Origin of the sequence: Pedobacter sp. (genome assembly GCF_965227205.1) — a bacterium.
Taxonomy (GTDB): domain Bacteria; phylum Bacteroidota; class Bacteroidia; order Sphingobacteriales; family Sphingobacteriaceae; genus Pedobacter.
This window is the reverse complement of record NZ_OZ245727.1, coordinates 1,916,621-1,943,365: the sequence shown is the minus strand read 5'-3', so window position 1 is coordinate 1,943,365 and position 26,745 is coordinate 1,916,621. Positions and strand designations below refer to the sequence as shown.

Annotated in this window: 31 protein-coding genes and 1 tRNA gene; 17 read left to right on the top strand and 15 right to left on the bottom strand. The window is 32.7% G+C overall.

Features of this window, described 5'->3' with window-relative positions:
- Positions 1-10: 10 nt before the first annotated feature.
- Positions 11-1,987 (bottom strand): ATP-binding protein, encoded by a 1,977-nt coding sequence (locus ACO05K_RS08410; RefSeq protein WP_421943998.1) that lies wholly within the window; start codon positions 1,985-1,987, stop codon positions 11-13.
- Positions 1,988-2,187: 200 nt separating this feature from the next.
- Here ACO05K_RS08410 and ACO05K_RS08405 point away from each other — a divergent pair, with 200 nt between their 5' ends.
- Positions 2,188-2,388, top strand: coding sequence for a hypothetical protein (locus ACO05K_RS08405; RefSeq protein ID WP_421943997.1), 201 nt, complete (start codon positions 2,188-2,190; stop codon positions 2,386-2,388).
- 28 nt (positions 2,389-2,416) lie between these two features.
- Here the strand turns inward: ACO05K_RS08405 and ACO05K_RS08400 are convergent, their stop codons facing one another.
- The 3 genes from ACO05K_RS08400 to ACO05K_RS08390 all read right to left on the bottom strand — a co-directional run bounded on the left by ACO05K_RS08400 (position 2,417) and on the right by ACO05K_RS08390 (position 3,941).
- On the bottom strand, positions 2,417-3,265 hold the full coding sequence (locus ACO05K_RS08400) for an alpha/beta fold hydrolase (RefSeq protein WP_421943996.1): 849 nt from the start codon (positions 3,263-3,265) through the stop codon (positions 2,417-2,419).
- 187 nt (positions 3,266-3,452) lie between these two features.
- The gene (locus ACO05K_RS08395; RefSeq protein ID WP_421943995.1) at positions 3,453-3,662 is read right to left on the bottom strand and encodes a hypothetical protein; all 210 of its coding nucleotides are present in this window, start codon (positions 3,660-3,662) and stop codon (positions 3,453-3,455) included.
- 36 nt (positions 3,663-3,698) lie between these two features.
- A complete protein-coding gene (locus tag ACO05K_RS08390) occupies positions 3,699-3,941 on the bottom strand; it encodes a hypothetical protein (RefSeq protein WP_421943994.1) in 243 nt (80 codons plus the stop codon).
- Between the two features lie 229 nt (positions 3,942-4,170).
- Between ACO05K_RS08390 and ACO05K_RS08385 the strand changes: the two genes are divergently transcribed.
- Entirely contained in the window at positions 4,171-4,452 is a 282-nt protein-coding gene (locus ACO05K_RS08385) for a hypothetical protein (protein WP_421943993.1), read from the top strand.
- Between the two features lie 77 nt (positions 4,453-4,529).
- On the opposite strand, the gene ACO05K_RS08380 is transcribed toward ACO05K_RS08385, so the two are convergent.
- Positions 4,530-4,730, bottom strand: a complete 201-nt coding sequence (locus ACO05K_RS08380; protein WP_421943992.1) for a hypothetical protein — start codon at positions 4,728-4,730, stop codon at positions 4,530-4,532.
- Positions 4,731-4,988: 258 nt separating this feature from the next.
- Between ACO05K_RS08380 and ACO05K_RS08375 the strand changes: the two genes are divergently transcribed.
- The 4 genes from ACO05K_RS08375 (at position 4,989) to ACO05K_RS08360 (ending at position 7,132) form a co-directional block, all read left to right on the top strand.
- Positions 4,989-5,073: transfer RNA gene (locus ACO05K_RS08375), tRNA-Ser, on the top strand.
- Between the two features lie 171 nt (positions 5,074-5,244).
- Positions 5,245-5,736, top strand: coding sequence for a peptide-methionine (S)-S-oxide reductase MsrA (gene msrA, locus ACO05K_RS08370; RefSeq protein WP_421943991.1), 492 nt, complete (start codon positions 5,245-5,247; stop codon positions 5,734-5,736).
- 232 nt (positions 5,737-5,968) lie between these two features.
- Positions 5,969-6,739 carry an exodeoxyribonuclease III gene (xth, locus tag ACO05K_RS08365; protein WP_421943990.1) on the top strand — a complete coding sequence of 257 codons (771 nt, stop codon included), beginning with the start codon at positions 5,969-5,971 and terminating at the stop codon, positions 6,737-6,739.
- 114 nt (positions 6,740-6,853) lie between these two features.
- Complete coding sequence (locus tag ACO05K_RS08360; RefSeq protein WP_421943989.1) at positions 6,854-7,132, top strand: hypothetical protein; 279 nt, start codon at positions 6,854-6,856, stop codon at positions 7,130-7,132.
- A 233-nt stretch (positions 7,133-7,365) separates the two neighbouring features.
- On the opposite strand, the gene ACO05K_RS08355 is transcribed toward ACO05K_RS08360, so the two are convergent.
- Positions 7,366-7,665, bottom strand: coding sequence for an RNA recognition motif domain-containing protein (locus ACO05K_RS08355; RefSeq protein WP_421943988.1), 300 nt, complete (start codon positions 7,663-7,665; stop codon positions 7,366-7,368).
- A 349-nt stretch (positions 7,666-8,014) separates the two neighbouring features.
- On the opposite strand from ACO05K_RS08355, the gene ACO05K_RS08350 reads away from it, so the two are divergent.
- From ACO05K_RS08350 to ACO05K_RS08330, 5 genes are all read left to right on the top strand, one after another.
- Positions 8,015-8,893 (top strand): OmpA/MotB family protein, encoded by an 879-nt coding sequence (locus tag ACO05K_RS08350; protein ID WP_421943987.1) that lies wholly within the window; start codon positions 8,015-8,017, stop codon positions 8,891-8,893.
- Positions 8,894-9,396: 503 nt separating this feature from the next.
- Positions 9,397-9,963: a UbiX family flavin prenyltransferase gene (locus ACO05K_RS08345; RefSeq protein ID WP_421943986.1), complete on the top strand. Its 567-nt coding sequence runs from the start codon at positions 9,397-9,399 to the stop codon at positions 9,961-9,963.
- Positions 9,964-10,055: 92 nt separating this feature from the next.
- On the top strand, positions 10,056-11,378 hold the full coding sequence (gene mtaB, locus ACO05K_RS08340) for a tRNA (N(6)-L-threonylcarbamoyladenosine(37)-C(2))-methylthiotransferase MtaB (RefSeq protein WP_421943985.1): 1,323 nt from the start codon (positions 10,056-10,058) through the stop codon (positions 11,376-11,378).
- A gap of 419 nt (positions 11,379-11,797) precedes the next feature.
- The gene (locus ACO05K_RS08335; RefSeq protein ID WP_421943984.1) at positions 11,798-12,949 is read left to right on the top strand and encodes a prolipoprotein diacylglyceryl transferase; all 1,152 of its coding nucleotides are present in this window, start codon (positions 11,798-11,800) and stop codon (positions 12,947-12,949) included.
- A 57-nt stretch (positions 12,950-13,006) separates the two neighbouring features.
- Positions 13,007-13,798, top strand: a complete 792-nt coding sequence (locus ACO05K_RS08330; RefSeq protein WP_421943983.1) for an inositol monophosphatase family protein — start codon at positions 13,007-13,009, stop codon at positions 13,796-13,798.
- Positions 13,799-13,953: 155 nt separating this feature from the next.
- Here ACO05K_RS08330 and ACO05K_RS08325 read toward each other — a convergent pair whose 3' ends face one another.
- From ACO05K_RS08325 to ACO05K_RS08305, 5 genes are all read right to left on the bottom strand, one after another.
- A complete protein-coding gene (locus ACO05K_RS08325) occupies positions 13,954-14,505 on the bottom strand; it encodes a NifU family protein (RefSeq protein ID WP_421943982.1) in 552 nt (183 codons plus the stop codon).
- A gap of 82 nt (positions 14,506-14,587) precedes the next feature.
- Positions 14,588-15,934, bottom strand: a complete 1,347-nt coding sequence (gene purB / locus ACO05K_RS08320) for an adenylosuccinate lyase (protein WP_421943981.1) — start codon at positions 15,932-15,934, stop codon at positions 14,588-14,590.
- Positions 15,935-16,065: 131 nt separating this feature from the next.
- On the bottom strand, positions 16,066-16,278 hold the full coding sequence (locus ACO05K_RS08315) for a hypothetical protein (protein WP_421943980.1): 213 nt from the start codon (positions 16,276-16,278) through the stop codon (positions 16,066-16,068).
- A gap of 110 nt (positions 16,279-16,388) precedes the next feature.
- Positions 16,389-16,586: a hypothetical protein gene (locus ACO05K_RS08310; protein WP_421943979.1), complete on the bottom strand. Its 198-nt coding sequence runs from the start codon at positions 16,584-16,586 to the stop codon at positions 16,389-16,391.
- A gap of 94 nt (positions 16,587-16,680) precedes the next feature.
- Positions 16,681-16,893 carry a hypothetical protein gene (locus ACO05K_RS08305; RefSeq protein WP_421943978.1) on the bottom strand — a complete coding sequence of 71 codons (213 nt, stop codon included), beginning with the start codon at positions 16,891-16,893 and terminating at the stop codon, positions 16,681-16,683.
- Positions 16,894-17,099: 206 nt separating this feature from the next.
- Here ACO05K_RS08305 and ACO05K_RS08300 point away from each other — a divergent pair, with 206 nt between their 5' ends.
- The 4 genes from ACO05K_RS08300 to ACO05K_RS08285 all read left to right on the top strand — a co-directional run bounded on the left by ACO05K_RS08300 (position 17,100) and on the right by ACO05K_RS08285 (position 19,943).
- On the top strand, positions 17,100-17,666 hold the full coding sequence (locus tag ACO05K_RS08300) for an RNA polymerase sigma factor (RefSeq protein WP_421943977.1): 567 nt from the start codon (positions 17,100-17,102) through the stop codon (positions 17,664-17,666).
- 8 nt (positions 17,667-17,674) lie between these two features.
- Positions 17,675-18,769 (top strand): trypsin-like peptidase domain-containing protein, encoded by a 1,095-nt coding sequence (locus ACO05K_RS08295; protein WP_421943976.1) that lies wholly within the window; start codon positions 17,675-17,677, stop codon positions 18,767-18,769.
- A gap of 152 nt (positions 18,770-18,921) precedes the next feature.
- Positions 18,922-19,557, top strand: coding sequence for a peroxiredoxin (locus ACO05K_RS08290; protein ID WP_421943975.1), 636 nt, complete (start codon positions 18,922-18,924; stop codon positions 19,555-19,557).
- 188 nt (positions 19,558-19,745) lie between these two features.
- Positions 19,746-19,943, top strand: a complete 198-nt coding sequence (locus ACO05K_RS08285; protein ID WP_421943974.1) for a cold-shock protein — start codon at positions 19,746-19,748, stop codon at positions 19,941-19,943.
- Between the two features lie 62 nt (positions 19,944-20,005).
- Here ACO05K_RS08285 and ACO05K_RS08280 read toward each other — a convergent pair whose 3' ends face one another.
- Genes ACO05K_RS08280 through ACO05K_RS08265 form a run of 4 tightly spaced genes read right to left on the bottom strand, consistent with a single transcriptional unit; the run spans position 20,006 to position 23,642 of the window.
- Positions 20,006-21,190, bottom strand: coding sequence for a THUMP-like domain-containing protein (locus ACO05K_RS08280; RefSeq protein ID WP_421943973.1), 1,185 nt, complete (start codon positions 21,188-21,190; stop codon positions 20,006-20,008).
- A 2-nt stretch (positions 21,191-21,192) separates the two neighbouring features.
- Positions 21,193-22,467: an aspartate kinase gene (locus tag ACO05K_RS08275; RefSeq protein WP_421943972.1), complete on the bottom strand. Its 1,275-nt coding sequence runs from the start codon at positions 22,465-22,467 to the stop codon at positions 21,193-21,195.
- Positions 22,468-22,470: 3 nt separating this feature from the next.
- Positions 22,471-22,938 (bottom strand): GNAT family N-acetyltransferase, encoded by a 468-nt coding sequence (locus ACO05K_RS08270; RefSeq protein WP_421943971.1) that lies wholly within the window; start codon positions 22,936-22,938, stop codon positions 22,471-22,473.
- Positions 22,939-22,940: 2 nt separating this feature from the next.
- Entirely contained in the window at positions 22,941-23,642 is a 702-nt protein-coding gene (locus tag ACO05K_RS08265) for a YggS family pyridoxal phosphate-dependent enzyme (protein WP_421943970.1), read from the bottom strand.
- A gap of 69 nt (positions 23,643-23,711) precedes the next feature.
- Between ACO05K_RS08265 and ACO05K_RS08260 the strand changes: the two genes are divergently transcribed.
- Together ACO05K_RS08260 and ACO05K_RS08255 are read left to right on the top strand one after the other, a co-directional pair.
- The gene (locus tag ACO05K_RS08260; protein ID WP_421943969.1) at positions 23,712-24,092 is read left to right on the top strand and encodes a DUF4296 domain-containing protein; all 381 of its coding nucleotides are present in this window, start codon (positions 23,712-23,714) and stop codon (positions 24,090-24,092) included.
- A gap of 2 nt (positions 24,093-24,094) precedes the next feature.
- On the top strand, positions 24,095-26,473 hold the full coding sequence (locus tag ACO05K_RS08255; protein ID WP_421943968.1) for an endonuclease MutS2: 2,379 nt from the start codon (positions 24,095-24,097) through the stop codon (positions 26,471-26,473).
- Positions 26,474-26,745: the final 272 nt, after the last annotated feature.

Here is a 26,745-nt window from a genome sequence, read left to right as displayed (position 1 = left end):
GAAGTAAAGCCTACTGGCCTTGCACCAATTTAAAGAAGAACGTTGTACCTTTTTCCCACTCGCTATTTAACCAAATAGTGCCGCCGTGTCTTTCTATTATTTCCTTACATAGATATAACCCAATACCAAAGCCAGCAATTGATCCCATATGTTGACTTTTTACTCTGTAGTAGCGTTCGAATATATGCTCATGGTCTTCTGCAGAAATTCCCATTCCTCTATCTTTGATTGAAAAGATAACATCATTGTTTTTTAATTCATATCTGAGTTTAATGGTAGAGCCCATTGGTGAGTATTTTACCGCATTTCCAACCAGATTTTGAATAACCTGAGCTATCTTATCTCTATCGGCCTTAAGGTAAATATCATCAGCTACTTCAAACTCTAAAAGATGTGTGTGGATCGTAGCATGAAGTTCTGATTCTAATTCACGAAATAATTCTTTAACACTAAATGAAGAAATCTCGATTGACATTTTTCCCGATTCAAGTCTCGACACATTTAAGAAACCATTAATCATAGAAGTCATACTTCTGATTTGTTTCAGTGCTTTACCCAAAACATTGTCTAATGCTTTGTCTTCTTGTTTAATTGCAGTGCGTTGCAAAACCTGAATATATGCATTTAAAGAAGTTAAGGGAGTTTTTAATTCATGGCTAACCATGCTGATAAAATCATCTTTACGCTGCTCATCTTTCTTTTGCTCCGTAATGTCACGTAGTGTTCCATTTAAACTTAAAGCATTCCCATTGTTATCAAAAGTTGTTCTGCCTATTGCTTGCACTGTTCTAATTTCTGCTGATGAATTGGTTTTTAGTCGATAATCAATTGCATACCGACCGCCATGTTCTTGCAACAGCGCTTCAGAAATTGCTTTTGCAACTCGTTCTTTATCATCATCGTGAATGGCTGCGAAAGCACTGCTTAAGTCCATTTTTTCATCACTAGAAAGTCCGAACCAATTTTTTAATAAATCATTTCCCGAAAAAAGATTACTTAGAGGCTCGTAATAAAAAGTTGCTAATTCTCCTGCATCAATAGCTAAGGAAAGCATTTGTTGAGCTTTTTCGTGTTCGCGGGAATCTAATATCTGCTTTGTAATCTCTTCAAGAATAACCAATACACCAGTTACTTGTCCTGATGAAGATATAATTGGCTGATAAATTGAATTTACAAAAGCTTCACGTAATCCACTTTCCTGGTAAAGCATCACCCTGAAAACATTATTAATTTTAGGGATTCCTGTTTCATAAACACCTCTCAACCATTCGTTTACTGGTTGCCCTTTAAGTTCTGGTCTTGCTAATTCGTGCGATTTCCCTAAAACTTCAGATTCTTTACGTCCCCAAATATTTAAAATTGCCTTATTTGCAATTTCTATTATTAAATCATCACCTTCAAGCACACAAATACCTACAGGCGCTTGCTCAATTATGGTGCGAATATGTTCTCTGCTATCAGCAAGTAGAACCATCGATTTGTTTAATTCCTCATTCGTAGAAAGTAGTTCTTCAACTGTTGCGGCCATTTCTTCGGTAATTGCCTGTTCTTCTTCTTCCTTTTCGCTTATCAGCATTAATGATGCTCTTCTTTGAGATACATCTCTTGCTGTATGAATAATGCTATAGGTTTTTTGATTTTCATCGAGCATTGCTCTGTATTCAAAATCGAAATAAAAAGTTTGCAATTCTCCATCTACGATAATGTCAGCAGGTGTATCAGAAGCGTAATAGCTCACTCCGGTTCTCCATACATTTTGCAGAAGCGATTTAAAAGGCTGACCAATCATTTCTGGCATTGCCTCATCGAAAAGTTTACCAACAATGGAACGATCTTTTCCCCAAATTTGGAGCATGGCATTATTAGCAAAGCGGATGAATAAATCTTCACTAATGTAAATTGCTGTGGCTTCTTGTGTGTTTTGAAGGACTTCAAGAAGTCTATCATCGCTAAAAGTTATAGCTGGATTATTTTTAGAATGAGTCATAAACTTATACAAAGATAATAATTGCCTAAAGATTTGGTAGCAGGCTTAAAGAAATTAGCTATCTAAAATTTACGTTTTACACTATTAAATCGTATATTAACATAAACATTTATGTGTTAAAAAGATTGTATTCAGATTTAATGTTAAGTTAATCTCAAATTTTAATGATAGATGTAAATTAGTGCATCCATAAATACAGCATGAAAACAACTGGAATAGAAATAGAAGCGAAAATTGCAGAGCGTATTACTGCTAATGTTAAAGCCAGTGTGTTTTTTTTAGAAACAAATGTTGATAGTTCTTATCAATTTAATAATGAGTCTTTTAATTTGGATTACCTCTTGAAGTGCAAGAGCAATTTTAAAAATGCGATATTATTAGCTTCAGCAATGACTCTTTAAAAATTTATCAATTTAAAGAAGTTAATACTTAAGAATTTATAGATTCAGATATCGACTGACTATTCGAATTAGTTTCAGTTTTTTTATTGAGATATAACTTAATAGCAGCTATTGTTTCCTCAGGTGCACTTATATGAGGATAATGACCTGTAGCATTTAATAAATGTACTGTGTTGTACGGCGTATGTCTTTTAATAAAATCACCAACTTCCAATGGTACAATTATATCATTATCATTCATTAAAGTGATACTTGGCGTTTTTAGTTTTTGTAATTTATCTCTATAATCGCAATTAAAGGTTGCCATAGCGAATTCAAGGGCAATTTTAGGATTCATAGCTTCGAAACACTCTTGCAGAAATTCTGCATGTTCTGGATGCTCTAAGTTGCCCATTACATTTGGAGCTAAATATTTAGCCCATCCGATATAGTCATCTGCCATAAATTTAAATAGACCGTCAACCTGTTCTCGCTCGAATCCACCATAGTATTCGTTTTCATTAATGTACTTTGGAGAAGGCCCAATAAAAATAAGTTTGCTAATGGTTTCAGGGATTTGAAGGGCAGCAAGCATACCTATCATTCCACTAACCGAATGGCCAATAAATACAATATCTTTTAGTTTAAGTTCTTCAATAATATCTATTACATCACATGCATATCCTTCTAAAGATGAATATTTATGATAATCGTATTGATTTATATCTGATTTTCCAGAGCCAACATAATCAAATAATACAATTTTGTAATCTTCTAAAAAAGCGCTGGTGATAAACTTCCATGTACGTTGGTCGCAACCAAAACCATGAGCCATCATCAATACTTTTTCTCCTTTTCCGATAATGTTTACATGATTTCTTTCAAGAATATTCTTCATAGCTCACTTTATATTTATTTTTTGGGCAAATAAATATAGAAACAATATTGCTTTTGGTATCTTTTTGAAGCAATTGTTACAAATAATTTATAAAGGAAAAATTAAATTCTAGAAATATAAATGACTTGATAAGGAAATATAGTTTTTAAAAGATTTAGATTTTGGGAAGACAAGAGTATTCTTAATGCTAATCATTACAATAAGACTGCCCAACCTGCAATCCACCTCGTGATTTCATTGGAACAATTTCACCTGATTCTAAATAAACTTTGTACAAAGGCTGACCATCAGCCGGAGATACCTCGGTACTTATAGCAGAAATTACACCGCAAAATTTCTTTTTACACCCAGTGCTAATAATTACAAAAAACAGAAGAATTATAAGTAGTTTATTCATTATCTAAATAATAACTATATTTAAGCACAATAGTTTTTATAAGTTATACACTTCGCCAATTTGTGTTTCAATGTGATCAATAAATTTAGTTTTCCCTAAATACCATGTTTTAGGTGATGAAAACGCATCTATAATTTTTTCAAGATTAGTGTCAGAAACATCAGCTATCTTTTTATATTCATAAGCTAAAACGTAAGAATTCATGTCTCCGTATCCCTGTAGCTGCTGAATTTTCTTCAAAAATGATTTTAAAAGCGTTATGTTACCCGAGGTTTCCATGTACACAAAATTAAAACATTGTATAATTACTAATACCGTAATATTACCCTTTTGTTAAAATAATTGTATTTTAATGATGTAGCGAAATAATTCGTGATAAATGTTTAATAATTAATCTATTAGAAAAAAATAAATGATATATATCAATTACTATTTTTTCAATTTTTCATTTTCTTAGAAAAACTACTTGTGCCTGGTGGTTATATTTGTTGATAATCTTATTAACGCTATGACTAGATTGATAGAACGACACAATACCCATGCTTTTATTGAAAAAATAAAATTAGAGTGGCCAGGTTTTATTGAAACGGCCAGGTATATGAATGAAAGATTAGTTTTTATTCAACTATTAGAAAATGTTGATGAATATGCATTTACATCTACACTTATGCCAAAACTTGGCGCTCTGGTAGATTTTAACCACCCATTAGAAATTTTTATCTTAAATTATGATGGGGTTTCTCTGGAGCATCTTCGTTTTAATTGCGAAGCAATTGGTGTAAGTGCTTAGTTATATTTGGCTAGAGCTATAATTGCTATTTTAAGGCATAGCAATTATATTGATGTGTAAAAATCCTTCGTTTCTTATTAAACTTTTTTTCTAGCTTTTTTATTTTCTGCCGTTTCGCCCATAAGCAAGGTGGCAATAAGCTCAAACTTATCTGGCTGTTCGTTATATTCATTAGCCATTGTTTCCCATTTTTTTAATTCTAATTGAGCGTTTTCAACTTCAATTTTTAGTAACTCTATTTTATTCTGCAATAATTTGCTGATATTTTGGTTTGCCATAATTGCAAAATTAAATGCTTTTCCGTTTGTTTTTTAATCTGTTCTTGTTAAGAAATTGTAACTCCTTAATCTACAGAGCAAAAAAATCATCAGATTAAAACTTTGTATTTTAATAATGATAATTAAGCTGAATGACTATTTCTTTAAAGCGCATAAGAAAATAAAAGATTGTGCTTGATTATCATAATCTTAGATAAAAAGCTCAATTAATCTTATTTTTTATTGTGCAGATATCGATTAGATGATTACTTTTGCAGCGGAAAGCTGGCAGAGTGGTCGAATGCGGCAGTCTTGAAAACTGTTGACTGTCATAGGTCCGGGGGTTCGAATCCCTCGCTTTCCGCTAAAACAAAAAAGGAAATCTTTCGATTTCCTTTTTTGTTTTATAAACCAATCTTGAGTTCCTCTAAGCGAAACGTATTTCTTCGTAAAATTGTCCAGAGAGTGTAATTACAGCCTTTTCAATTTGTTTAAGATTTTATCGCTGTGTACCTTCATAAATAAATATAAAGTTATGGAAATTGAAAAAGCGATATTGGCAGGTGGATGTTTTTGGGGCGTAGAGGAGCTTATAAGGCACTTGCCTGGAGTACAATCTACCGTAGTAGGTTACACCGGAGGAGATGTTCCTAATGCAACTTATAGAAATCATGGAACTCATGCCGAAGGAATAGAAATTAAATTTGATCCATCTGTGTTATCTTACAGGAAATTACTTGAGTACTTTTTTCAAATTCACGATCCGACAACTAAAAACAGGCAAGGAAATGATGTTGGTACGTCTTATCGCTCTGCAATTTTTTATCTAAATCCTGAACAAGAAATTGTTGCAAACCAATTAATTGAAGAAATGGAAGCCTCTGGTGTTTGGCCAGGTAAAATCGTTACCGAAATTGTACCTGCTTCTGATTTTTGGAATGCAGAAGAAGATCATCAAGATTATCTTCAAAAAGTACCTTATGGCTATACTTGCCATTTCGAAAGGCCCGATTGGAAGTTATCTTAATATTTTATCATTAAGCTTAATGGCTTTGAACAGTTTTGCTTTGTTCTGTGGTACTATAAACAATTTTAACAAAGTGAACTATTGTTACTATAATTAAAATACCGGTAATGGTTTTTAGCAATAAAAGCGTTTTGTTTTTCATAATGCTATTTTCTTTGAAAACGTATTAAGATGAATTAACGCTACACAATGCACATTAATTTATTACATTTTATCTGAAATATTAATTAGAATGAGAATTGCTACCTATAATGTAAACGGTGTAAATGGAAGATTGCCTGTTCTGTTACGCTGGCTAGATGAAACTAAACCTGATGTTGTTTGCTTGCAGGAGCTAAAAGCACCTGATGAGAAATTTCCGATAGAAGCAATAAATAATGCAGGTTATAATGCAATTTGGAATGGGCAAAAAAGTTGGAATGGCGTTGCTATTTTGGCAAGAGATAAAGAAATAAAAGAATTAAAAAGAGGTTTGCCTGGTGATAATGAAGATTTACAAAGTCGGTATATTGAAGCAATGGTTGATGATGTAGTTATAGCCTGCCTGTATTTACCAAACGGAAATCCCGCACCCGGACCAAAGCTAGAATATAAAATGGCCTGGTTAGACCGTTTATTTAAGCATGCTCAAAAACTATTGGAATATAATTTGCCTACAGTTATTTGCGGAGATTTTAATGTTATACCAACAGATTTTGATGTTTATAAGCCAGAAAGATGGGTTGAAGATGCACTTTTCCGACCAGAGGTTAAAGCTGCATTTCATAATCTAATTAATCAAGGTTGGACAGATGCTTTGCGGAAACTCTATCCTGATGAAAAAATTTATACATTTTGGGATTATTTTAGAAATGCATATGGTAGAGATGCCGGATTAAGAATAGATCATTTTTTATTGAATGAGCAACTTTTAGAAAGGTTAAAAGCAGGCGGTGTTGACAGGCAGGTGAGGGGATGGGAGAAAACCAGCGACCATGGTCCGGTTTGGATAGAACTTGCTTAGGTTAATATTTATGTGACGAATTTTTTACTCTGTAATTTTTTTGACGAGTGCGATTTAAATCATTTTATTAAATGAAATAATCACTATTTTAAGCTTAATAAAAACCTAAAGCTTATGGATATCCTCAAAAATCAAAAGAAAATTACGGCTTTTTTAAATAGAATAAAATCTGAATGGCCTGGTGTTGTAGAACGTTTTGAGTTTAAAACAGCAACAGTAATATACGTCCATCTAAAAGAAGGTATTTCAAGTATCGATTTTTTAGGTAAACTTTCAAGAAAGATTGAGCGTTTTGTAGATTTTTCTGAACCCATAATTTTATACCATATTGAAAGTGATGGTATGAATCTTCGTTCTCACCCAATTAATTGGTACTCATCAATTAATCGTTAATCACAAAATAGAATTGTAATAGGCATGAGTGATGGTGTATTATTCATCAAATCTTTTACTTAAAAAAAATGGAGGATATAAATATCCTCCATTAACAAACAATTAATCAGTGTTTATCAAAACAATAATTAATGAACTGTAAGATTAAGTATTTTTTCGAATACAACAAAAGTATTTCTAATTCTAATTTAGAGTATTGCAAAAGACAGACTTATAAAACAGCTTTCCAAAGTCTATCTTGTAGGTTTTCTAGCTATGAACTTTTTAACAACCTTTGGTGATTTTGCTGGCTCATCTTCAGAAATTTTAATATTTAGTACATTTCCTTTATAAGATTCGCCGTTTAACGCAGATATAACCTTTTGTGCATCGTCTATTTTCAGCATTTCTACAAAGGCATAGCCCTTGCATTTGTTTGTAGCTCTATCGCGAACAACCTTAATGGTTTCAATATTTCCATAAAGACCAATAAGCATTGCCAGATCCATTTCACTAATATCAGGTCGTAACCCACCAACAAAGAGCTTCGTCATAGATAATCGTTATATTTTGTTTTAGACATGCAAGATAATTTTTTTAACGTGAACAATCAAGCAATAATGCTCAAAGATTAATAATTTACTAAAACGATTTACTTAAGTTCAAACTTAATTAAAATTATGTTTATGAGGTAGTAGAATTACTCATCTTTAATTATCTATTAAATAATACCTTAAAATAGATCTCAATTTTCTGATTTTTTTGTAAATGAAACAATTGATTATATATTGTTTTATAAAACCTTGATTAAAAGTTAATAAAGCTTAAAATTCGAGTTAAAACATTAAAAGGGAACGGTTGTTGTAATCAATTATGAAATTTATAATTTAAAAATAGAAAGTTATGAAACTTTACAAATCAATTCCTTTACTAATACTCTCCATCATTTTGATTTCAGGATGCGTGAGTAACAAAAAATATGCTGAGTTACAAACAACTTTTGATAAGCTAAGAGAACGAAATCAAGAGTTAAGTAATAAATATCAAGATAGCCAAAGAGATCTAACTGGCGCAACAAGCCGCGTTAAGAGTTTAGAAGAGCAAATTGCTTCAGAAAAAGCTAACACAGCAGCATTACAAGATGCTTTAACTAAATGTTTAAATTCAAGTAATCAAGGTAATGTTAACATTTCGAAACTGGTAGATGAGATTAACAGTTCGAATAAATATATCAAACAGTTAATAAACGCTAAAAACAAAAGCGATTCGCTTAACATGGTGCTTACAAATAACTTAACTCGCTCTTTAAGTAGAGAAGAATTGGGCGATGTCGATGTTCAGGTTTTAAAAGGCGTAGTTTATATCTCATTAGCTGATAATATGTTGTATAAATCTGGTAGCTATGAAATATCAGATAAAGCTGGAGAAACACTTAGCAAAATTGCCAAGATTATCAAAGATTACGATAGCTATGATGTATTAATTGAAGGTAATACTGATAATGTTCCAATTGCTCAAACTAATATTAGAAATAACTGGGATTTGAGTGCTTTAAGAGCATCATCGGTGGTTCAAACTTTGCAAACCAAATTTGCAGTTGATCCTAAACGTTTAACAGCAGGTGGTCGAGGTGAGTTTAATCCAATTGCCGATAATAGTACGCCTGCCGGAAAATCGAAAAACAGAAGAACTCAGATTATTATTACACCTAAGTTAGACCAATTCATGGAGCTAATTGGTAAAGCACCAGAACAGCCTGCTGCTACGGCACCGAAACAGTAATAATTTAACATCATTAATTACGAAAACTCCCGACAAAAAATCGGGAGTTTTTCTTTTTGAAATTAATATAGTCTACTATAATTGACCACAGACTAAGGTATTAGTTTAATACTTACCAAAACATCATTGCTTCAAAATCAATCAATAAAATATAAGAATAAATAATTTGAGGTTTAAAATAGTATTATTAGTTAGTAATTAAATGTTGTTATATATTACATTTTTAATATGCTTAGTGTAAAAAGCACACTTTTTAGTGCGAATTGTTTTAATTTTTTGTAAAATTAATTAATTGAAAAACAGTTAATTATGTTTTGATTTAAAAAATAGTTGTGTTTTTCTGTCGATTTAGCACATATCAATTATCTTTTTTTAAAAATATATATATATTTGTTCTTACCCTTTCGAGGGTATGTTTTTCATAGGTAGATGTAGGGTCAGAACTTTGTTCTGGCCCTTTTTTGTTACGTATGTTTAATAAAGCTTACTTTTGCATTACTGATATGAATAAAAAGAAAATTATTGTAGCCATTACGGGCGCAAGTGGTTCTATATATGCAAAGGTTCTTTTGGATAAATTAGTTGAGCTAAAAGACCAAATTGAAGCCGTTGGTGTTGTAATGAGTGATAATGCTAAAGAAGTTTGGCAGTTTGAGTTGGGAAATACTAAATACGAAGATTACGGATTTACTTTCTATCACAAAAATGATTTTAATGCACCATTTGCTTCGGGCTCTGCCAAATACGATACTATGATTATCATCCCATGTTCTATGGGTACGCTTGGCAGAATTGCGCATGGCATCTCTAACGATTTAATCTCAAGGGCTGCAGATGTTGTATTGAAAGAGCGAAGAAAGCTAATTGCCGTTGTAAGAGATACACCATTTAGTTTAATTCACATCAACAACATGAAAACAATTACCGAAGCTGGCGGAATTATTTGTCCGGCTAATCCATCTTTTTACAGTTTGCCTAAAACGCTGGAAGAAGTTGCTGGTACAGTTGTAAGTAGGGTTTTAGATTTAGCCGGTTTTGAGCAAAAAAGCTATCGTTGGAACGAAGAATAAGCTAAGTAACTTTGTTATTTTACGGTAAGGTTACGTAATCCATAAAACGTCAATCAACAATCTTGATACAAAATTGTATCTTTGCAGGCTAAATGAAAAAGGTCGCATTTTATACATTAGGTTGTAAACTAAATTTCTCCGAGACATCTACCATTGGTAGATTATTTACTGATGCAGGTTATGCTGTGGTCGAATTTCAGGATGCAGCCGATGTTTATGTAATTAACACCTGCTCTGTTACTGAGCATGCCGATAAAAAATGTCGTAAAGTTGTAAAAGAAGCTTTAAAGCATTCTCCAAACGCTTACGTTACTATTGTTGGTTGTTATGCACAACTAAAACCACAGGAAATTGCCGAAATTGAAGGCGTTGATATGGTTTTAGGAGCAGCCGAAAAGTTTAGAATCGTTGAATTTATTTCTGATTTAACAAAGCAACCTAAAGCGATTGTTCATCAGCAAAATATAGAAAAAGTTAATCATAATTTCATAGCTTCTTATTCAATTGGCGATAGAACACGAACATTTTTAAAAGTACAAGATGGTTGCGATTATCCTTGTACTTACTGTACTATTCCATTGGCTCGTGGCGCAAGTAGGAGCGACACTATAGAAAATGTTGTTAACCGAGCTCGGATTATTGCCGAAAGTGGCGTTAAAGAAATTGTACTTACCGGCGTAAACTTAGGCGATTTTGGTATTCGAAACGGCGAACGTGAAGATAAATTTTTTGATTTAGTTAAAGCTTTGGATAAAGTTGAAGGTATCGAGCGTATCCGAATTTCTTCAATTGAGCCAAATCTTTTAAGCAACGAAATTATTGAGTTTGTTGCAAACTCTAAAAGATTTGTGCCACACTTTCATATTCCGTTACAATCTGGTTCCGATAAAATTTTGGGTTTAATGCGCCGTCGTTATCGCCGAGATTTATACGTAGAGCGTGTTGCCAAAATTAAAGAGGTAATGCCGCATTGCTGCATCGGTGTTGATGTTATTGTTGGTTTTCCTGGTGAAACTAAGGAGGACTTTTTAGATACTTACCAATTTTTAAACCAGCTCGATATATCTTATTTACACGTTTTTACTTATTCAGAACGCGAATTAACCGCTGCAGCCGAAATGAAAGGTGTTGTTAATGGTAGCGAACGTAATGAACGTAGTAGAATGCTTCATATTTTATCTGATAAAAAACGTCGTGCTTTTTACGAATCTCAAATTGGTACAGAAGGAGAGGTGCTCTTCGAAGCCGATCAGAAAATGGGCTATATGCATGGCTTTACCAAAAACTACGTTAAGGTAAGGGCTAAATACGATCCGGTTATGGTTAACGAACTTAAAGCCGTTAAGCTCTTAGAAATTACCGCCGATGGCGACGTTGAAGTTGCAGAACTAGATTCTGTTTACGCACATCATTAATAATATTAGAAAAGTAGTTTAGAAGCTTTATTAAGGTTAGCCGGGCTATCCGCTAAATCTTTTTGGCTCTTGAGAAACTTACGAAGTCTAACGGTATCAGTGCTTTTGAAACTTCGTAAGTTTCAACTTAAAACCAAAAAGGATATCGCTGCTATCCCGTTTATTTAACTCGGGTTTCTGCAATTAATTTCGGCCTGCTCCCAGCAAATCCTATAGAAAACTGCAGAAGTAAAATAAACCTGAGCGAAGCAGAAATCCTTTTTTATTTTTCTTAAAAAAGATTGGAGCGTAGAGCAGGACTATCATAACCGATTATAAGAGGAAATTGCTTTTCAAATTAAAATAATTGCATTTTTAGTTAACTATTTACAGCTTTCAGCTTTGCTGTTTCTTTCCTATCTTCGCATCAAATTATTTGTATGTTTCCTACCGTTTCACATTTTTTAGAATACCTGTTAGGCATAAATTTGCCACTACCGTTTAATACATTTGGTGTTTTTGTTGCGCTTGCATTTGTAGCAGGTTATTGGGCTTTTACGCAAGAACTAAAACGTAAAGAAGCATTAGGTGTATTACATCCAATTGTAAAAACTATTGTTATTGGTAAACCGGCAACCACAACCGATTTAATATTAAACGGACTTTTTGGATTTATTATTGGCTATAAATTGTTGTACGCATTACTTAATTATAGCCTTTTTGTAAGCGATGCTCAATCAATATTGATGTCGGCTAAAGGAAATATTTTTGGTGGTTTGTTTTTGGGTATTTTATTTGCTTATTGGGATTATAAAGAAAAGGAGAAACATAAACTAGCTAATCCGAAGGAAACGAAAGTTACCATGCATCCTTATCAGTTAATGAGTCATTTGATTGTGTGGGCGGCGATTTGGGGCTTTCTTGGCGCTAAATTTTTCGATAATTTGGAGTATTGGGATGATTTTGTGAAAAACCCTATTGAAAGATTATTATCGTTTAGTGGTTTAACTTTTTACGGTGGTTTAATTTGCGGTGGTGCTGCAGTTTTATATATCGCGAGGAAAAACGGCATTAAGCCTTTACATATGCTAGATGTTGGTGGACCAGGTATGATGCTGGCTTATGCTGTAGGTAGGATTGGTTGTCACTTATCTGGCGATGGGGATTGGGGAATTGTAAACCCGAATCCAAAACCATTTTCTTGGTTGCCAGATTGGTTATGGTCTTACAAATATCCAAATAACGTAGTTGGCGAAGGGATTCCGATTCCAGGTTGTGGGGCCGGAAAGTTTTGTAATGAACTTGCTCAAGGTGTTTATCCAACTCCAATTTATGAGGTAATTATTTGTTTAATTCTTTTTGCTTTTCTGTGGAGCATTCGCCATAAAATAAAAGCACCAGGCTTAATGTTTGGAATTTACATGATTTTAAATGGTGTAGAGCGTTTCTCTATAGAATTATATCGTGTAAATTCAAAGTACCATGTGTTTGGTTTATCTTTTACACAAGCAGAAATGATTTCTGCATTTCTGGTAGTAGGCGGAATTATCTTAAGTTTTTATTCGTTAAGGAATAAAAATAAATTGGCTTAAAACTTATAAATTCATTTAAAAACGCAACAACATAAATACTTTGTTGTTTAAATAACTATGAATTACGAATTAATATGCAATAAAGTGATATCGATTGTTAGGCTTACCGGAAATTTTATCCGTAAAGAAGCTATGCAATTTGATGCGCAGAGGATTGAGTATAAAGGTTTAAATGATATGGTTTCTTATGTTGATAAAACAGCTGAGCAAAAACTGGTTCAAAACCTTGAAAAACTAATTCCTGATGCTGGATTTTTGACTGAAGAGAAAACCATAAATCGCGAAGGAAAAACTTATAAATGGATTATCGATCCACTAGATGGAACAACAAATTTTATTCATGGATTACCTACGTATGCCATTAGCGTTGCATTGTATGAAGATTATAAAGCCGTTTTAGGCGTAGTTTATGAGTTGAATCGAGGAGAAATGTTTTATTCTTATAAGGATGCCTCGGCATTTATGAACAAAAAAGAGATTAAAGTTTCATCAAATCCTGATTTAAAATCTAGCTTGCTTGCAACCGGATTTCCTTATTACGAATTTAATAAGCAGCCTCAATATTTAAAGTTACTTGAAGAAATGATGCAAAAAACTCATGGTTTAAGACGCATGGGTTCTGCTGCAACAGATTTGATTTATGTTGCTTGCGGTCGATTTGATGCTTTTTTTGAATACAATTTACAACCCTGGGATTTTGCTGCTGGTTGCTATATAGTACAACAAGCGGGCGGAGAAGTTTTTGATTTCGGTGGTGGAAGTGATTTTTTTGGTAAAAGAGAAATTCTGGCTACTAATGGAAAAATAACAAATGAGATGTTAGTGGCGATTAAAAAATATTTTGGGTAGATATTTTAATACTTAATAATAATTTATTTTTTAAAAGATTGCTTCGTGCCTCGCAATGACGAATCGTCTATATTTATTAAGCTCCAAAAAATGAGCACAAACAAAAAAAAGCTTATCGTTTGATAAGCTTTTTTTATGGGTAAGATAAAAAATCTTTATAATGCCTCTGAAACAACATCAGTAACTTCCGGAACCATTCTTTGTAATAAATTTTGGATACCAGATTTTAATGTAATTGTTGAAGAAGGACAACCACTGCAAGAACCGCGAAGTTCTACAGTAACAACACCTTCATCAAAAGATTTGTACGTTATTGCACCACCATCTTGTTCTACCGCAGGACGAACATAATCGTGCAAAATTTGCTGTATTTTAATTTCAGTTTCCGAACCTTCAAAAGCAGGTGCTTCATCAGCAGTTTCTTCTTTTATTTTTAATTCAGATTCAACGGCACCTTTTACAAATTCTTTTAAAATAGCTTCGATATCTGCCCATTCAGCATCATCAGTTTTTGTTATGGTAACAAAATTGCTTGCGAAGAACACACCCGCAACAAAATTAAATTTGAATAACTCTTTAGCAAATGGAGAATGTTCAGCACTTTCTTTAGTAGCGAAATCTTCACTTCCGTTTATTAACAGCTTATTTACCATGAATTTCATGGTTGCTGGGTTTGGAGTTTGTTCTGTATATACGTTAATGGTCATGTCTAATCAATTTGATAAAACAAAATTACTAATAAAGATTAATAAAGCTTTTTTTGGCTGTCTGTTTAGCGTCAATTTAATATTAGAAAACGCCTGTATAATTAAATGGTGTTATCGTTCTTAAAATAGCTTTTACATTTTCAGAAACTGCTAAACCATTAATAAATTGAGCAATACTATCTGCATTTATTTTTGAATTTGTTCTGGTTAGTTCTTTTAAGGCTTCGTAAGGATTTGGATAGTTTTCACGTCTTAGGACAGTTTGAATCGCTTCGGCAACAACTGCCCAATTATCTTCTAAATCTGCATTTAAAGCAGCTTCGTTTAATAAAATTTTATTTAAGCCTCTTAAAGTTGAGTTAATTGCAATTAAAGTGTGTCCGAATGGTACACCAACATTTCTTAAAACTGTAGAATCTGTTAAATCTCTTTGTAAACGAGAAATTGGAAGTTTAGCTGCGAAAAACTCGAATAAGGCATTTGCAATTCCAGCATTACCTTCAGCGTTTTCAAAATCAATTGGGTTAACTTTATGCGGCATAGCCGATGAACCAATTTCGCCTGCTTTAATTTTCTGTTTAAAATAGTTTTTCGAAATGTAAGTCCAGATGTCTCTGTCTAAATCAATAATAATGTTGTTAATTCTTTTTAAAGCATCACATTGTGCCGCGAACTGATCGTAATGTTCAATTTGTGTAGTATGCTGTGCTCTGGTTAAACCTAAAGTTTCGTTTACAAAATTGTTAGAAAAATCTACCCAATTTACTAGAGGATAGGCGATATGATGTGCGTTAAAGTTTCCGGTTGCACCGCCAAATTTGGCACTGTTTGGGATATTTTTTAACCCTTCTAATTGGATGATTAATCGCTCAGCGAAAACTAAAAACTCTTTACCCAATTTGGTTGGTGAAGCTGGTTGCCCGTGTGTATGCGCCAACATTGGAATTTCTTTCCATTCGGTTGCAAGTTCTTCAATCTTTTTAATCAACGATTGAATTGCAGGGTAGTAACTTTCGTTTAGCGCAAGTTTTATAGAATATGGAATTGCAGTATTGTTAATATCCTGAGAGGTTAAGCCAAAATGGATAAATTCTTTATAGTCTTGAAGAGATAACGCATCAAATTTTGCCTTTATAAAATATTCAACGGCTTTAACATCGTGATTGGTTACTTTTTCTGTTTCTTTTATCTCTAAAGCATCAATTTCGGAAAAGTTTTCATGAATTTTTCTAAGCTGAGGATAAAGTGATTTATCGAATTTTTCTAATCCTGGAAGGTTTATCTCGCATAATGCAATAAAATATTCAATTTCTACGAAAACACGATATTTAATTAAGGCTTGTTCTGAAAAATAAGCGGCTAAACTTTCGGTTGTTTTTCTGTAACGACCATCAACTGGTGAAATTGCTTGTAGTGAGGTTAAATTCATTATGCGGATTATATTTTGACCGCAAATTTACTACAATTGATGGATTTTATGGCTTTTGTATCTAAAGAATTGTACAAAAACAAAAAAAGGCCTTGAAATTAATCAAAGCCTTTAAATATTGTAAATATTGACTAGTGAGCTTTAGCAGCAGAGTCAACTTTAGCAGCAGCAGAATCAACAGTTGCAGCAGCAGAATCTACAGTTGCAGCAGCTGAATCAAGAGTTGCAGCAGCAGTATCAACAGCAGCAGAATCAGTACCTTCAGCTTTTTTCTCTGAATTACAAGCAACAACTGATAAAGATAAAGCTAAAGCTAAAAAGCCTAATTTGAATGCATTTTTCATTTTTGGATTTGTTTTAAGGTTTTATTAATCGTTTTAATTACCCTTAATACCACTATATTAAAAAGGTAACCCAACTATTTAATTTTTTTTTAAAATATTTTATTTCAGCTTTACAATGGCTTTTTTGTAGAATCAATTGCCACTGTATCAACCGTATTCGTATCAACAGATGTTGCGGCTGGTGGTGCAATTGTAGATGAATCAACCAATGTAGTATCGATTTCATCAGATTTCTTTTCCGAACTGCAAGCTACAACTGATAAAGATATAGCCACAGCTAAGTAACTTAATTTGAAGATTTTTTTCATGATAAATACTTTTTGATAAAATAGAAATGAATAAAACTAAAAAAGGCTTTCGAGAAAACTCAAAAGCCTTTAATTTTTGTCTTTTAAATATTGACTAGTGAGCTTTAGCAGCAGAATCAACTTTAGCAGAAACTGAATCAACTTTAGCAGCAGCTGAATCTACAGTAGCAGCAGCTGAATCAAGAGTTGCAGCAGCAGTATCAACAGCAGCAGAATCAGTACCTTCAGCAGTTTTTTCTGAGTTACAAGCAACAACTGATAAAGATAAAGCTAAAGCTAAAAAGCCTAATTTGAATGCATTTTTCATTTTTGAATTTTTTTAAGTATTAATTAATTTACCATTAATGCCGCAAAGGTAAAAAGGTAACCCGATAATTTTAATAAAAGTGAAAATATTTTTTTTTGGCTGTGGGTTACCGTTATAATGTGGATAGTATTAAGTGTACATAAGTAGCTAGAGATATTTTTTTTATCTAATATTGGGTTACTATTTAAAGAAAAAAGTATTAACTGGTGAATAACGGTTTAAAGAGTTCAGTTCCAACAGATAGAGAGGTTATTTTAGGTATTCTAAATAACTCAGAAGATGCCCTTAATAAATTGTATAAAGCGTATTACTCGATGATATTGCAGTTTATACTTAATAATAATGGCAATGAAGATGATGCTAAAGATGTTTATCAGGAAGCTATAATTGTTTTATATAATAAGATAAAACAAGGAGATTTTGAGCTAAGCAGTAAACTCAAAACATATATTTATTCGGTTTGCCGTCGTATTTGGCTTAAAAAATTAGCCCAAAATAGTAAGAAGGCAGGTAATATAACCGATTATGAAGATGTGTTTGTTGTAGATGAGGATGTGGAGCAGCATGAAGAGAAAGATGCAGCTTTTGTTAAGATGCAATCGGCTTTGGAACATTTGGGCGAACCTTGTAAAACCATTATTCAGGATTTTTATATCCACAATTTATCCATGCAGGATATTTGCGAAAAGTTTGGTTATACCAATACAGATAATGCAAAAACACAAAAGTATAAGTGCTTGCAAAGGTTAAAGAAAATATTTTTTCAACATTAGTAAAGGAAATGAGAAACGATTTAGAGTTAGATGCAATTATTGAAGATTATCTTTTAGGTAAACTTAACGCACAAGAAGCCGAGGCTTTTGAGCAGTTGCGCCGTAATGATGCAAATGTTGACCATAAAGTAGTATCGCATAAAGTTTTCTTGCACACAATGGAAGAATATGCACAGCAATTACTATTAAAAGAGCAATTAGATAAAATACATTCAGAAATTGATGTTGAAACCATCGCTGCTGCAGTTAGGCCACATCCATCTCGTGTTGTTCAGTTATGGCGCAAGCATAGATCTGCAATTGCAGTTGCTGCTTCATTTATTGTTTTATCTTTTGTTTCAATATATTCTATACAGCATAACAGTCAGCAAGCTGATAAATTTGTACAGTTAAGTAAGAATGTTACAAATGCAGTAAAAACGCAGAATAACTTAATTCGTAAAATAAGTACAAATAATTTGCCTGCAAATAAGCAATCAAATCCTGGTAACTTCGGCGGAACAGGCTTTGCAGTTTCTACAAATGGCTATATCGCTACCAACTTACACGTTATTAATGGTGCTGATTCAGTATATATTCAAAATAACCTTGGCGAATCTTTTAAAGTAAAAGTTATTCTTAAAGATCCGGAATACGATATCGCTATTTTGAAAATTGATGATAAAAACTTCAAAAACTTAACTGCTTTACCTTATACAATTAAGAGAAATAGCACGGGTGTAGGTGAGAATGTTTACACATGGGGTTATCCGAAAGATGATGCTGTTTTAGGCGAAGGTTATGTAAGTTCGAAAAGTGGTTTTATTGGTGATACAACACAGTATCAGGTTGCTATTCCATTAAATCCTGGTAATAGCGGTGGCCCGTTACTTGATAATAATGGAAACCTTGTTGGTATTATTAGTGGAAAAGAAACTTCTGCAGAGGGTGCTTCATTCGCTATAAAATCTAAATATATTTTAGAAGCAATGCGTGCTATTCCTCAAGATTCTTTAGGAAAGAAAATTTCTGCTAATAAAAAAAATGCGCTATCTGGATTAAAACGTGCGAAACAAATAGAAAAGTTGCAAGACTATGTTTTCATGATTAAAGTTTATAATTAATTTACCCAAACAAATTAATATGCTTAAAACCTTGTTGGCTAAAACCTTCAAGGTTTTTTTGTTTTAGGATATTGCTTTTAAATTATATAAAGTCTATATATTTACTATTCTATTGTTTAGATTTGTTTATCAACTTAAATAAAATTATAATTATGAGTATAAGATTAGGCGATATCGCACCAAATTTCCAGGCAGAAACATCAATAGGTAAAATTGATTTTTACGAATATTTAGGTGATGGTTGGGGTGTTTTATTTTCGCACCCGGCAGATTATACACCAGTTTGTACTACAGAACTTGGACGAACGGCAGCACTAAAAGGTGAATTTGAAAAAAGAAATGTTAAGGTATTGGCAATCAGTGTTGATACAGCAGAATCTCACAAAGGATGGATAAATGATATTAATGAAACTCAGAATACTTCAGTTGAGTTTCCAATTATTGCCGATCCAGATAAAACTGTAGCAAATTTGTATGACATGATTCATCCTAATGCTTCAGAAACTTTAACCGTTCGTTCATTATTTGTTATCGGTCCTGATAAAAAAGTTAAATTAACTATTACTTATCCAGCTTCAACCGGTAGAAATTTTAATGAAGTTTTAAGAGTTATAGACTCTTTGCAGCTAACTGCGAATTATAGCGTAGCTACACCAGCAGATTGGCAAGATGGAGAAGATGTTATTGTTGTAAATAGTATAAAAACAGAAGATATTCCTGCAAAATTTCCTAAAGGACATAAAATTATTAAGCCATATCTGAGAACAACGCCTCAGCCAAATAAATAACATCTAATTTTCTTCTAAAACACTTGTAATTAATTGATTTTTAGTGTTTGATTAATTATATTTGGTTACTTTGTTTCGAGATTAACGCTTTTTCTGATTGTTTATTGATTTTATTTTTTCAATTGGTAGTATAAAAATTAGAAACAAAGTTTTAAAGGTTTAATTTTTATATATTTTTTATTTTTTTTATGGCTACCGGTAAAGTTAAATGGTTTAACACTCAAAAGGGCTTTGGTTTTATTGTTCAAGAAGACAATAAAGATTTATTTGTACATTTTAAAGACGTTTTAGGTGGGATTGATAGTTTAAAAGAAAACGATCAGGTAGAGTTTGAAGTTGCAGAAGGTCGAAAAGGTTTGCAAGCAGTAAATGTTAAGAAAGTTTAAAAGCAAAATATTTTTAAACATCCCTAAAAAGTCTTTCGTTTTTAATGAAAGACTTTTCTTTTTTAATAGTATTGAATTATCTGCGCTGAGATTACAATTAATTCGTTATTTATATTTTTAGTGAAAATCAGAAAAAAATCTTTATCGCTTTTAATTTTGAATTTTTTTACTATTTCTTCTGCTTTTGCAGGATAATTTCTAACAATAACATTTCCAAACAAATCCTTTTGTTTCTTTAATTCATTGCCTTTAATAATTGAATTAATCTTAAATATTCTACCTGGAAATGTAGACTCAATTTTTTGAGAAGTATATAGCTGAGTTTGTTGATGCAGTTTCTTTAAGCCATACTTTTGACCAATCAAATTAAAAGCTCCCGATTTTAATAATGCAGCATCAGGTTCGTACAAATAATCGTGTGTATTTAGAACTTCTGCATAAATCACATTCGTATTCATTTCAGAAAGAAAAAAACTAAATTCCTTTTCTGAGTTGTTTAGTGTAACTGCAATAATTTTAGGCTTACCAGTAAAATCTTTATCTATAACCCAGATTAACTCTTTACATTCATTTTTTACACTCAAAATATGAATTTCACTTACGCATTTCAGTTCTGCTAAACCAGCTGAAATATCTAATAGTGGAGCAGTTTTAATAATTAATCTATCCGTTTTGGCTAAAATTTTATCGAAATTACTTACCACATCAGGAGTACAATCTTTCAGCAAAAAAACCTTTCCTTTTTCTGCTCTTCTGGCAGGGTCGATGTAAACGGTGCTAAATATTAACTTTGTTTTTTCGAGATATTCAAGTCCATTTACTGCTCCAAAATTGATGTTTTTAGTATTTAATTGTTGAGCATTGTGTTTGGCAATTGAAGATAAATCGTCGTTTATTTCACAATGGGTAACTTCTCTAACTGCTTGAGCGAAATAATAAGCATCAATCCCAAAGCCAGCAGTTAAATCAATTAAATTATTGCCAATCGCTAATTTGGATTTATATTTCGCGGTTATTTCAGATGAAGTTTGCTCAATTGAAAGGGTAGAAGGATAATAGATTTTTGATGTGCTAAACCAAGTTGGTAATTTTTTCTCGGATTTTTTTTTAGCCGCGATCTGATTTGCAAGTTCAGCAGCTGAAATATTTTCAAACGGAGATTTAGATAAAGCAATCTTATTTACATCATTATTTAAGTTTAAATTGATATAATCCTGAACGGCTTCATCTAAAATCTCATCATTCATTTTTATCTGTTTGTATTTTTGTCTTTCATTACCATTTGGCAAGTATGTCTGCTTTTTACCTCTAATAAAATATCCTTATCAACAGCCACTCTATCAATGGTTTGTTGGTTGTAATATCTAATGGTAACCAGTTCCAGATTCTTGTTATATTTTATGGTGAATTGAGCAGATAAAGCATCAATCAGTTTTGATATTTTCTCCTCGTTATCATCTACACTTACCGAAAAACTGATGGCAGAATTAAGCATGGTGTTAATCTTAACCCGATGTTTGTGGAATAAATCGAAGATATTGCTCAGGTTTTCTTCTATGATAAAGGAATAATCTTTCGGAAATATCGAAATAAGTGCCTGATTAACTTTAAAGATAAACGAAGGTACAGGTAAAGGATTATTTTCTTTCGTTATTGCAGTTCCATTGCCTTCTGGAGTTATAAAAGAACGCACAAATAGCGGAATACCTTTGTTTTGTAGTGGTTTTATTGTTTTGGGATGAATTACAGTAGCGCCATAATATGTCAACTCAATTGCATCATGGTAAGAGAGCTGGTCGATTTTTTCCGTTTCATCAAACCATTTTGGGTCTGCATTTAAAACGCCTGGAACATCTTTCCAAATGGTTAACGCATTTGCATCTAAACAAGATGCAAAGATTGCAGCAGAATAATCAGAGCCCTCTCTACCTAAAGTTGTCGTATAATTTTCACTCGTACCGCCAATAAAACCCTGCGTAACTATTATATTTTGAGCTAATAAAGGCTTAAGTTCCTTTTGTATAATTGCATTTGTTTTATCCCAATCTACCTTTCCTTCACGGTAAGTGTTGTCTGTTTTAATGTAATTACGAGCATCTGCCCAAAGTGTTTTATTGCCTGTTTCGTTTAGCCATGCAGCAACTATTTTTGTAGAAACAACTTCGCCAATGGAAACAATTTGATCGTAAATATAATCAGGGTCGTTATCAGGCTCATCCTCTAATAACCAATCAATTTCCACAAAAGTGTTTGCTACATCATCGTAAACCGGATTGTGTTTTCCCTCAAATAGAGCTTCAATTATATCAAAATGAAAATGCTTTACTTCTTCAAAAATTGAATGTGCGTTTTCGCTTTGGTTTAAATAAGCGTAATTAAGTTCTTCTAATTTATTGGTGATTTTACCCATTGCAGAAATCACAATCAGTAATTCACCATTTTTATAATCGCGAACGATATTTGCCAGATTTTTTACTCCTTCAGCATCTTTAACAGATGCACCGCCAAACTTAAAAATTTCCATAAATTATAAATTTTGAAGCTGCTGTTTCGATAATGATGCGTTTAACCAGCCTGCTTCAAAGTTTGATGCATATTTGTTATAAAAATTAATTGCAGGTTCATTCCAGTCGAGCACTTGCCAAACCATGCCAATATAATTACCGTTTTTGGCCTCATCAATTACTTTTTCGAAAAGGAGTTTGCCAACACCCTTGCCTCTAAAATCTTCTGTAACGATAAAATCTTCTAAATACAATCTGCAACCTTTCCAGGTAGAATAGCGGGTATAATACAATGCAAACCCAATAACATTATCATCAACTTCTGCTACAAAAGCTTTCCAAACGGGGTTTGCGCCAAAACCTGCATCAATAAAATGCTCTAAAGTAACGGTAACTTCTTCAGGAGCTTTTTCGTAAACAGCCAATTCATTTATTAACTCCAGCAATCTTGGGCAATCGGCCGCAGTAGCCACTCTAATATTTACACTCATATTTAATTAACCGATGGATTGGCCTTAAAATGTTTAATAATTCTTTTTCCAAAAATACTACTTCCAATTCTAACCATTGTACTTCCTTCTTCAATAGCTAGCTTATAATCGGCACTCATTCCGGTAGATATTTCTTTGAAAGATTCTTCGTCTTTAAAAAAGCTAAGTTTAATACCATCGAAAAGCACTTTCAACTCATTAAATTCTATGGTAATTTGTTTTTCGTTTTTGGTGTTTGTGGCAATTGCCATTAATCCTGTTATTCGAATATTCTTTAGTTCTGTAAACTCATCAGACCGTAAAATTTCAATAATTTCATCATAGCCTAAACCAAATTTTGTGTCTTCATCGGCAATGTAAACCTGTAATAAACAATCAATTATTCTATTATTCTTTTTAGCTTGTTTGTTTATCTCCTGAAGTAATTTTAAACTATCTACACCATGAATCAGCGAAACAAATGGCGCAATGTATTTAACTTTATTACTTTGTAAGTGCCCAATCATATGCCACTCAATATCTTTTGGTAACTCAGCTTCTTTATCTACCATTTCCTGAACGTGGTTTTCGCCAAAAACCCTTTGTCCAGCTTCATAAGCTTCTAAAATTGCTTCGTTAGTTTGTGTTTTAGAAACAGCAATTAGTTTGACATTATCAGATTCTACCTCGGTTTTATATTTTTTAAGATTATCAGCTATGCTCATTTATACCTATTTTTGTGTAAAATTAATAACCTTGCCGCAATTTGGGCAAAAAATAATAATTAATTAAGCATGAGAAATTTGATATGCTTTTTATCGGCTTCGATTATTTTGTTCGCCTGTAAAGAAAAGATGCCGACAGACATAACCCCGCCAGAAAAAATGCAAAATATATTGTACGATATTCATGTTGTTGATGGTTATATTTCGACGATAAGTAATCTTGATTCATCAAGAAAAGTAGCATCGGCTTATTATAAAGGGATTTTTAAGAAATATGGAATAGATTCTGCTAAACATGCACAAAGCATGAAATATTATTATGCTCATCCGGCAGAACTGGGCGAGGTTTATAAAGTAATCTTCAATAAATTGGAGAAGCAAAAGGTAGTAATGGAGAAGGCCGACTCGACTAAAAAAACTAAATTAGTTAAGGCCACGGAAGTGAAATAAGTATGTTATATCCCGAAAATTGTTTAGAGCGTTTAGGCTTTTTAGAAATAAAGCAATTAATTAGTAAGCATTGTTTAAGTATCATGGGGCAAACTATGGTATCTAAAATGCAAGTAATGAGTCGTTTTGACCAGATTGATAAGTTTTTGCGTCAAACGAATGAGTTTAAAAGTATTATCCAAAATCAAGAACCCCTTCAAATAAATACCTTTTTTGATATTAAATCTCTGGTAGAAAAAATTAGGGTAGAAGGCACATATCTATTGGAAGATGAATGGTTTCAGATTTATACTTCGCTTCAAACCGTTTTTTCGGTTTTGAGGTTTTTTGAAGAAAGAGCAGAAGTTTACCCAACGCTAGAAGCTTTATTTGAACACCTTCCAATCGAAAAAAATATACTTCGTAAAATTGAGCAAGTGATTGATGCAAAAGGAAAGATTAAACCTAATGCATCAAAAGAATTGCAGGAAATTACTTCATCAATTGCTAAGGCAGAGCAAGATGTTAGGAAACGAATGGATTCGATATATAAACAAGCTATCGCAAATAATTGGGTTGCTGATGGAAGTTTAACCATTCGTGATGGAAGAATGTGTATTCCGGTGTTAGCTGAAAACAAGAGGAAGCTAAAAGGTTTTGTACATGATGAATCGGCAACGGGCCAAACTGTTTACATTGAGCCTGAAGAAGTTTTTGCTTTAAATAATAAACTTCGCGATTTAGAATTTGATAAGCGCAGAGAAATTATTAGAATTTTAATTGCCTTAACAGATGAATTACGTCCTTATTCGCCGTTACTTTTATCATATCATGGCTTTTTAACCAAACTGGATTTTGTTAGAGCAAAAGCTTTATTTGCAATAGAAATTGAAGCTGAAATGCCTGGTTTGTTAAAGGAATCAAAAACGAAACTGATTAATGCGAGGCATCCTTTATTGCTTTTATCTTTTGCTATTGATAAGAAAACGATAACTCCACTAAATATTCATATTGATGCAGAAACACGGGTTGTATTGGTTTCGGGACCAAATGCCGGTGGGAAATCTGTTTGTATGAAAACGGTTGGTTTGTTGCAGATAATGTTACAAACTGGCTTGTTAATTCCGGTTGATGCAAATAGTGAAGTGGGAATTTTCGAAAATATTTTTGCAGATATTGGCGATGATCAATCAATTGAAAGTGATTTAAGTACGTATAGCGCACACTTGAAAAAGATGCGTTATTTCGTAGAACATGCATCACCAAAAACAATGGTTTTAATTGATGAATTTGGAACAGGAACAGATCCACAATTTGGTGGACCAATGGCTGAGGCGGTTTTAGAGGTTTTGAATAATAAAAAAGTACGTGGAGTGATTACAACACACTATTCTAATTTAAAACTTTTTGCAGGAAATACCAGTGGTTTAGAAAACGCATCTATGCTTTTTGATAACACCAAAATGAAACCGCTTTATATTTTGGAAATGGGTAAACCTGGTAGTTCTTATGCTTTTGAAATTGCTCAGAATATAGGTTTGCCAAAAGAAGTAATTCAACTAGCAAGAGAAAAAACGGGTTCAAATCAAAATCGTGTAGATACGATGTTGGTTGATTTGGAAAGAGAGAAGAAAACGATTTACGATGCAAAAGTAAGTTTAGCCAATCAGCAAAATAAGGCTAAAAATCTGGTTGCAGAGAACGAAAAGTTAAAAGCTTTCTTAGATGAAAATCGTAGAGTTTTGATAAAAGAAGCTAAGCAAGAAGCTCAAAATATTATAAAGAACGCCAATAAATTAGTAGAAAATACCATTGCAGAGATAAAAGAAAAGCAGGCTGATAAGTTAGTTACCAAAGAATTAAGACAAAATTTACAAAAGGAACTTATTAAGAATGAGGTAAAAGTAGATAAGCCAAAACCTCAACCTTTAGTTCTTGGTGGTGAAATTGAAGTTGGTGATTACGTAAAATTTAATGATAGTGAAACTACCGGACTCGTTTTGGAAATTAACCGCAACGATTTGGTTCTGGCCATTGGCGATTTACGTTCGAATGTTAAAAAGAGCAGGGTTCAGAAAATAAGCAACCGTGAAGCCAAAAAAGCTGTTCAAAGTTTAGGTAATTCTTTTGCGGGTAGAATGAATGATGCTGTTTCGGGTTTTAGAGCAGAGTTGGATTTAAGAGGGAAGAGAACTGAAGATGCGTTATTCGAGGTTGAAAAGTATTTAGATAAAGCAATAATGCTAGGTTTTCCATCAATTAAACTGATACATGGAAAAGGAGATGGCATTTTAAGGAAAATGATACGCGAATACCTAAGAAAATACAGTCAGGTAAATAGGATGGAAGATGAACATGCAGATAGAGGTGGTGATGGAATAACCTATGTTTACCTCAACTAAAAATCTACAGAAACTACTTTTTCTTATTTCCTGGACACTTTTTACAGCGTTTGCCTTTTTTAAATTTCTCGCAACATTTTTTATGTTCTGCCATACAGCTGAAAATAAAACCAATCCCTTTTTGGAATTCCGGGTCTGTTGGAAGAATAAAAGTTTTGTCGTCTCTCTCGTAAATCATTGCAGTACAAAGGTAAGTCTTGTTTAGATTAATTCCAATTATAAATTATTCCATATAGATTTAAAATATTCTTGCAAGGTTATTAAACGCAATT

What these genes read in the sequence shown, in the direction of transcription:
- ACO05K_RS08410 (WP_421943998.1), bottom strand. Translation starts at nt 1,987, where the DNA reads ATGACTCATTCTAAAAATAATCCAGCTATAACTTTTAGCGATGATAGA.
- ACO05K_RS08405 (WP_421943997.1), top strand. Translation starts at nt 2,188, where the DNA reads ATGAAAACAACTGGAATAGAAATAGAAGCGAAAATTGCAGAGCGTATT.
- ACO05K_RS08400 (WP_421943996.1), bottom strand. Translation starts at nt 3,265, where the DNA reads ATGAAGAATATTCTTGAAAGAAATCATGTAAACATTATCGGAAAAGGA.
- ACO05K_RS08395 (WP_421943995.1), bottom strand. Translation starts at nt 3,662, where the DNA reads ATGAATAAACTACTTATAATTCTTCTGTTTTTTGTAATTATTAGCACT.
- ACO05K_RS08390 (WP_421943994.1), bottom strand. Translation starts at nt 3,941, where the DNA reads ATGGAAACCTCGGGTAACATAACGCTTTTAAAATCATTTTTGAAGAAA.
- ACO05K_RS08385 (WP_421943993.1), top strand. Translation starts at nt 4,171, where the DNA reads ATGACTAGATTGATAGAACGACACAATACCCATGCTTTTATTGAAAAA.
- ACO05K_RS08380 (WP_421943992.1), bottom strand. Translation starts at nt 4,730, where the DNA reads ATGGCAAACCAAAATATCAGCAAATTATTGCAGAATAAAATAGAGTTA.
- msrA (WP_421943991.1), top strand. Translation starts at nt 5,245, where the DNA reads ATGGAAATTGAAAAAGCGATATTGGCAGGTGGATGTTTTTGGGGCGTA.
- xth (WP_421943990.1), top strand. Translation starts at nt 5,969, where the DNA reads ATGAGAATTGCTACCTATAATGTAAACGGTGTAAATGGAAGATTGCCT.
- ACO05K_RS08360 (WP_421943989.1), top strand. Translation starts at nt 6,854, where the DNA reads ATGGATATCCTCAAAAATCAAAAGAAAATTACGGCTTTTTTAAATAGA.
- ACO05K_RS08355 (WP_421943988.1), bottom strand. Translation starts at nt 7,665, where the DNA reads ATGACGAAGCTCTTTGTTGGTGGGTTACGACCTGATATTAGTGAAATG.
- ACO05K_RS08350 (WP_421943987.1), top strand. Translation starts at nt 8,015, where the DNA reads ATGAAACTTTACAAATCAATTCCTTTACTAATACTCTCCATCATTTTG.
- ACO05K_RS08345 (WP_421943986.1), top strand. Translation starts at nt 9,397, where the DNA reads ATGAATAAAAAGAAAATTATTGTAGCCATTACGGGCGCAAGTGGTTCT.
- mtaB (WP_421943985.1), top strand. Translation starts at nt 10,056, where the DNA reads ATGAAAAAGGTCGCATTTTATACATTAGGTTGTAAACTAAATTTCTCC.
- ACO05K_RS08335 (WP_421943984.1), top strand. Translation starts at nt 11,798, where the DNA reads ATGTTTCCTACCGTTTCACATTTTTTAGAATACCTGTTAGGCATAAAT.
- ACO05K_RS08330 (WP_421943983.1), top strand. Translation starts at nt 13,007, where the DNA reads ATGAATTACGAATTAATATGCAATAAAGTGATATCGATTGTTAGGCTT.
- ACO05K_RS08325 (WP_421943982.1), bottom strand. Translation starts at nt 14,505, where the DNA reads ATGACCATTAACGTATATACAGAACAAACTCCAAACCCAGCAACCATG.
- purB (WP_421943981.1), bottom strand. Translation starts at nt 15,934, where the DNA reads ATGAATTTAACCTCACTACAAGCAATTTCACCAGTTGATGGTCGTTAC.
- ACO05K_RS08315 (WP_421943980.1), bottom strand. Translation starts at nt 16,278, where the DNA reads ATGAAAAATGCATTCAAATTAGGCTTTTTAGCTTTAGCTTTATCTTTA.
- ACO05K_RS08310 (WP_421943979.1), bottom strand. Translation starts at nt 16,586, where the DNA reads ATGAAAAAAATCTTCAAATTAAGTTACTTAGCTGTGGCTATATCTTTA.
- ACO05K_RS08305 (WP_421943978.1), bottom strand. Translation starts at nt 16,893, where the DNA reads ATGAAAAATGCATTCAAATTAGGCTTTTTAGCTTTAGCTTTATCTTTA.
- ACO05K_RS08295 (WP_421943976.1), top strand. Translation starts at nt 17,675, where the DNA reads ATGAGAAACGATTTAGAGTTAGATGCAATTATTGAAGATTATCTTTTA.
- ACO05K_RS08290 (WP_421943975.1), top strand. Translation starts at nt 18,922, where the DNA reads ATGAGTATAAGATTAGGCGATATCGCACCAAATTTCCAGGCAGAAACA.
- ACO05K_RS08285 (WP_421943974.1), top strand. Translation starts at nt 19,746, where the DNA reads ATGGCTACCGGTAAAGTTAAATGGTTTAACACTCAAAAGGGCTTTGGT.
- ACO05K_RS08280 (WP_421943973.1), bottom strand. Translation starts at nt 21,190, where the DNA reads ATGAATGATGAGATTTTAGATGAAGCCGTTCAGGATTATATCAATTTA.
- ACO05K_RS08275 (WP_421943972.1), bottom strand. Translation starts at nt 22,467, where the DNA reads ATGGAAATTTTTAAGTTTGGCGGTGCATCTGTTAAAGATGCTGAAGGA.
- ACO05K_RS08270 (WP_421943971.1), bottom strand. Translation starts at nt 22,938, where the DNA reads ATGAGTGTAAATATTAGAGTGGCTACTGCGGCCGATTGCCCAAGATTG.
- ACO05K_RS08265 (WP_421943970.1), bottom strand. Translation starts at nt 23,642, where the DNA reads ATGAGCATAGCTGATAATCTTAAAAAATATAAAACCGAGGTAGAATCT.
- ACO05K_RS08260 (WP_421943969.1), top strand. Translation starts at nt 23,712, where the DNA reads ATGAGAAATTTGATATGCTTTTTATCGGCTTCGATTATTTTGTTCGCC.
- ACO05K_RS08255 (WP_421943968.1), top strand. Translation starts at nt 24,095, where the DNA reads ATGTTATATCCCGAAAATTGTTTAGAGCGTTTAGGCTTTTTAGAAATA.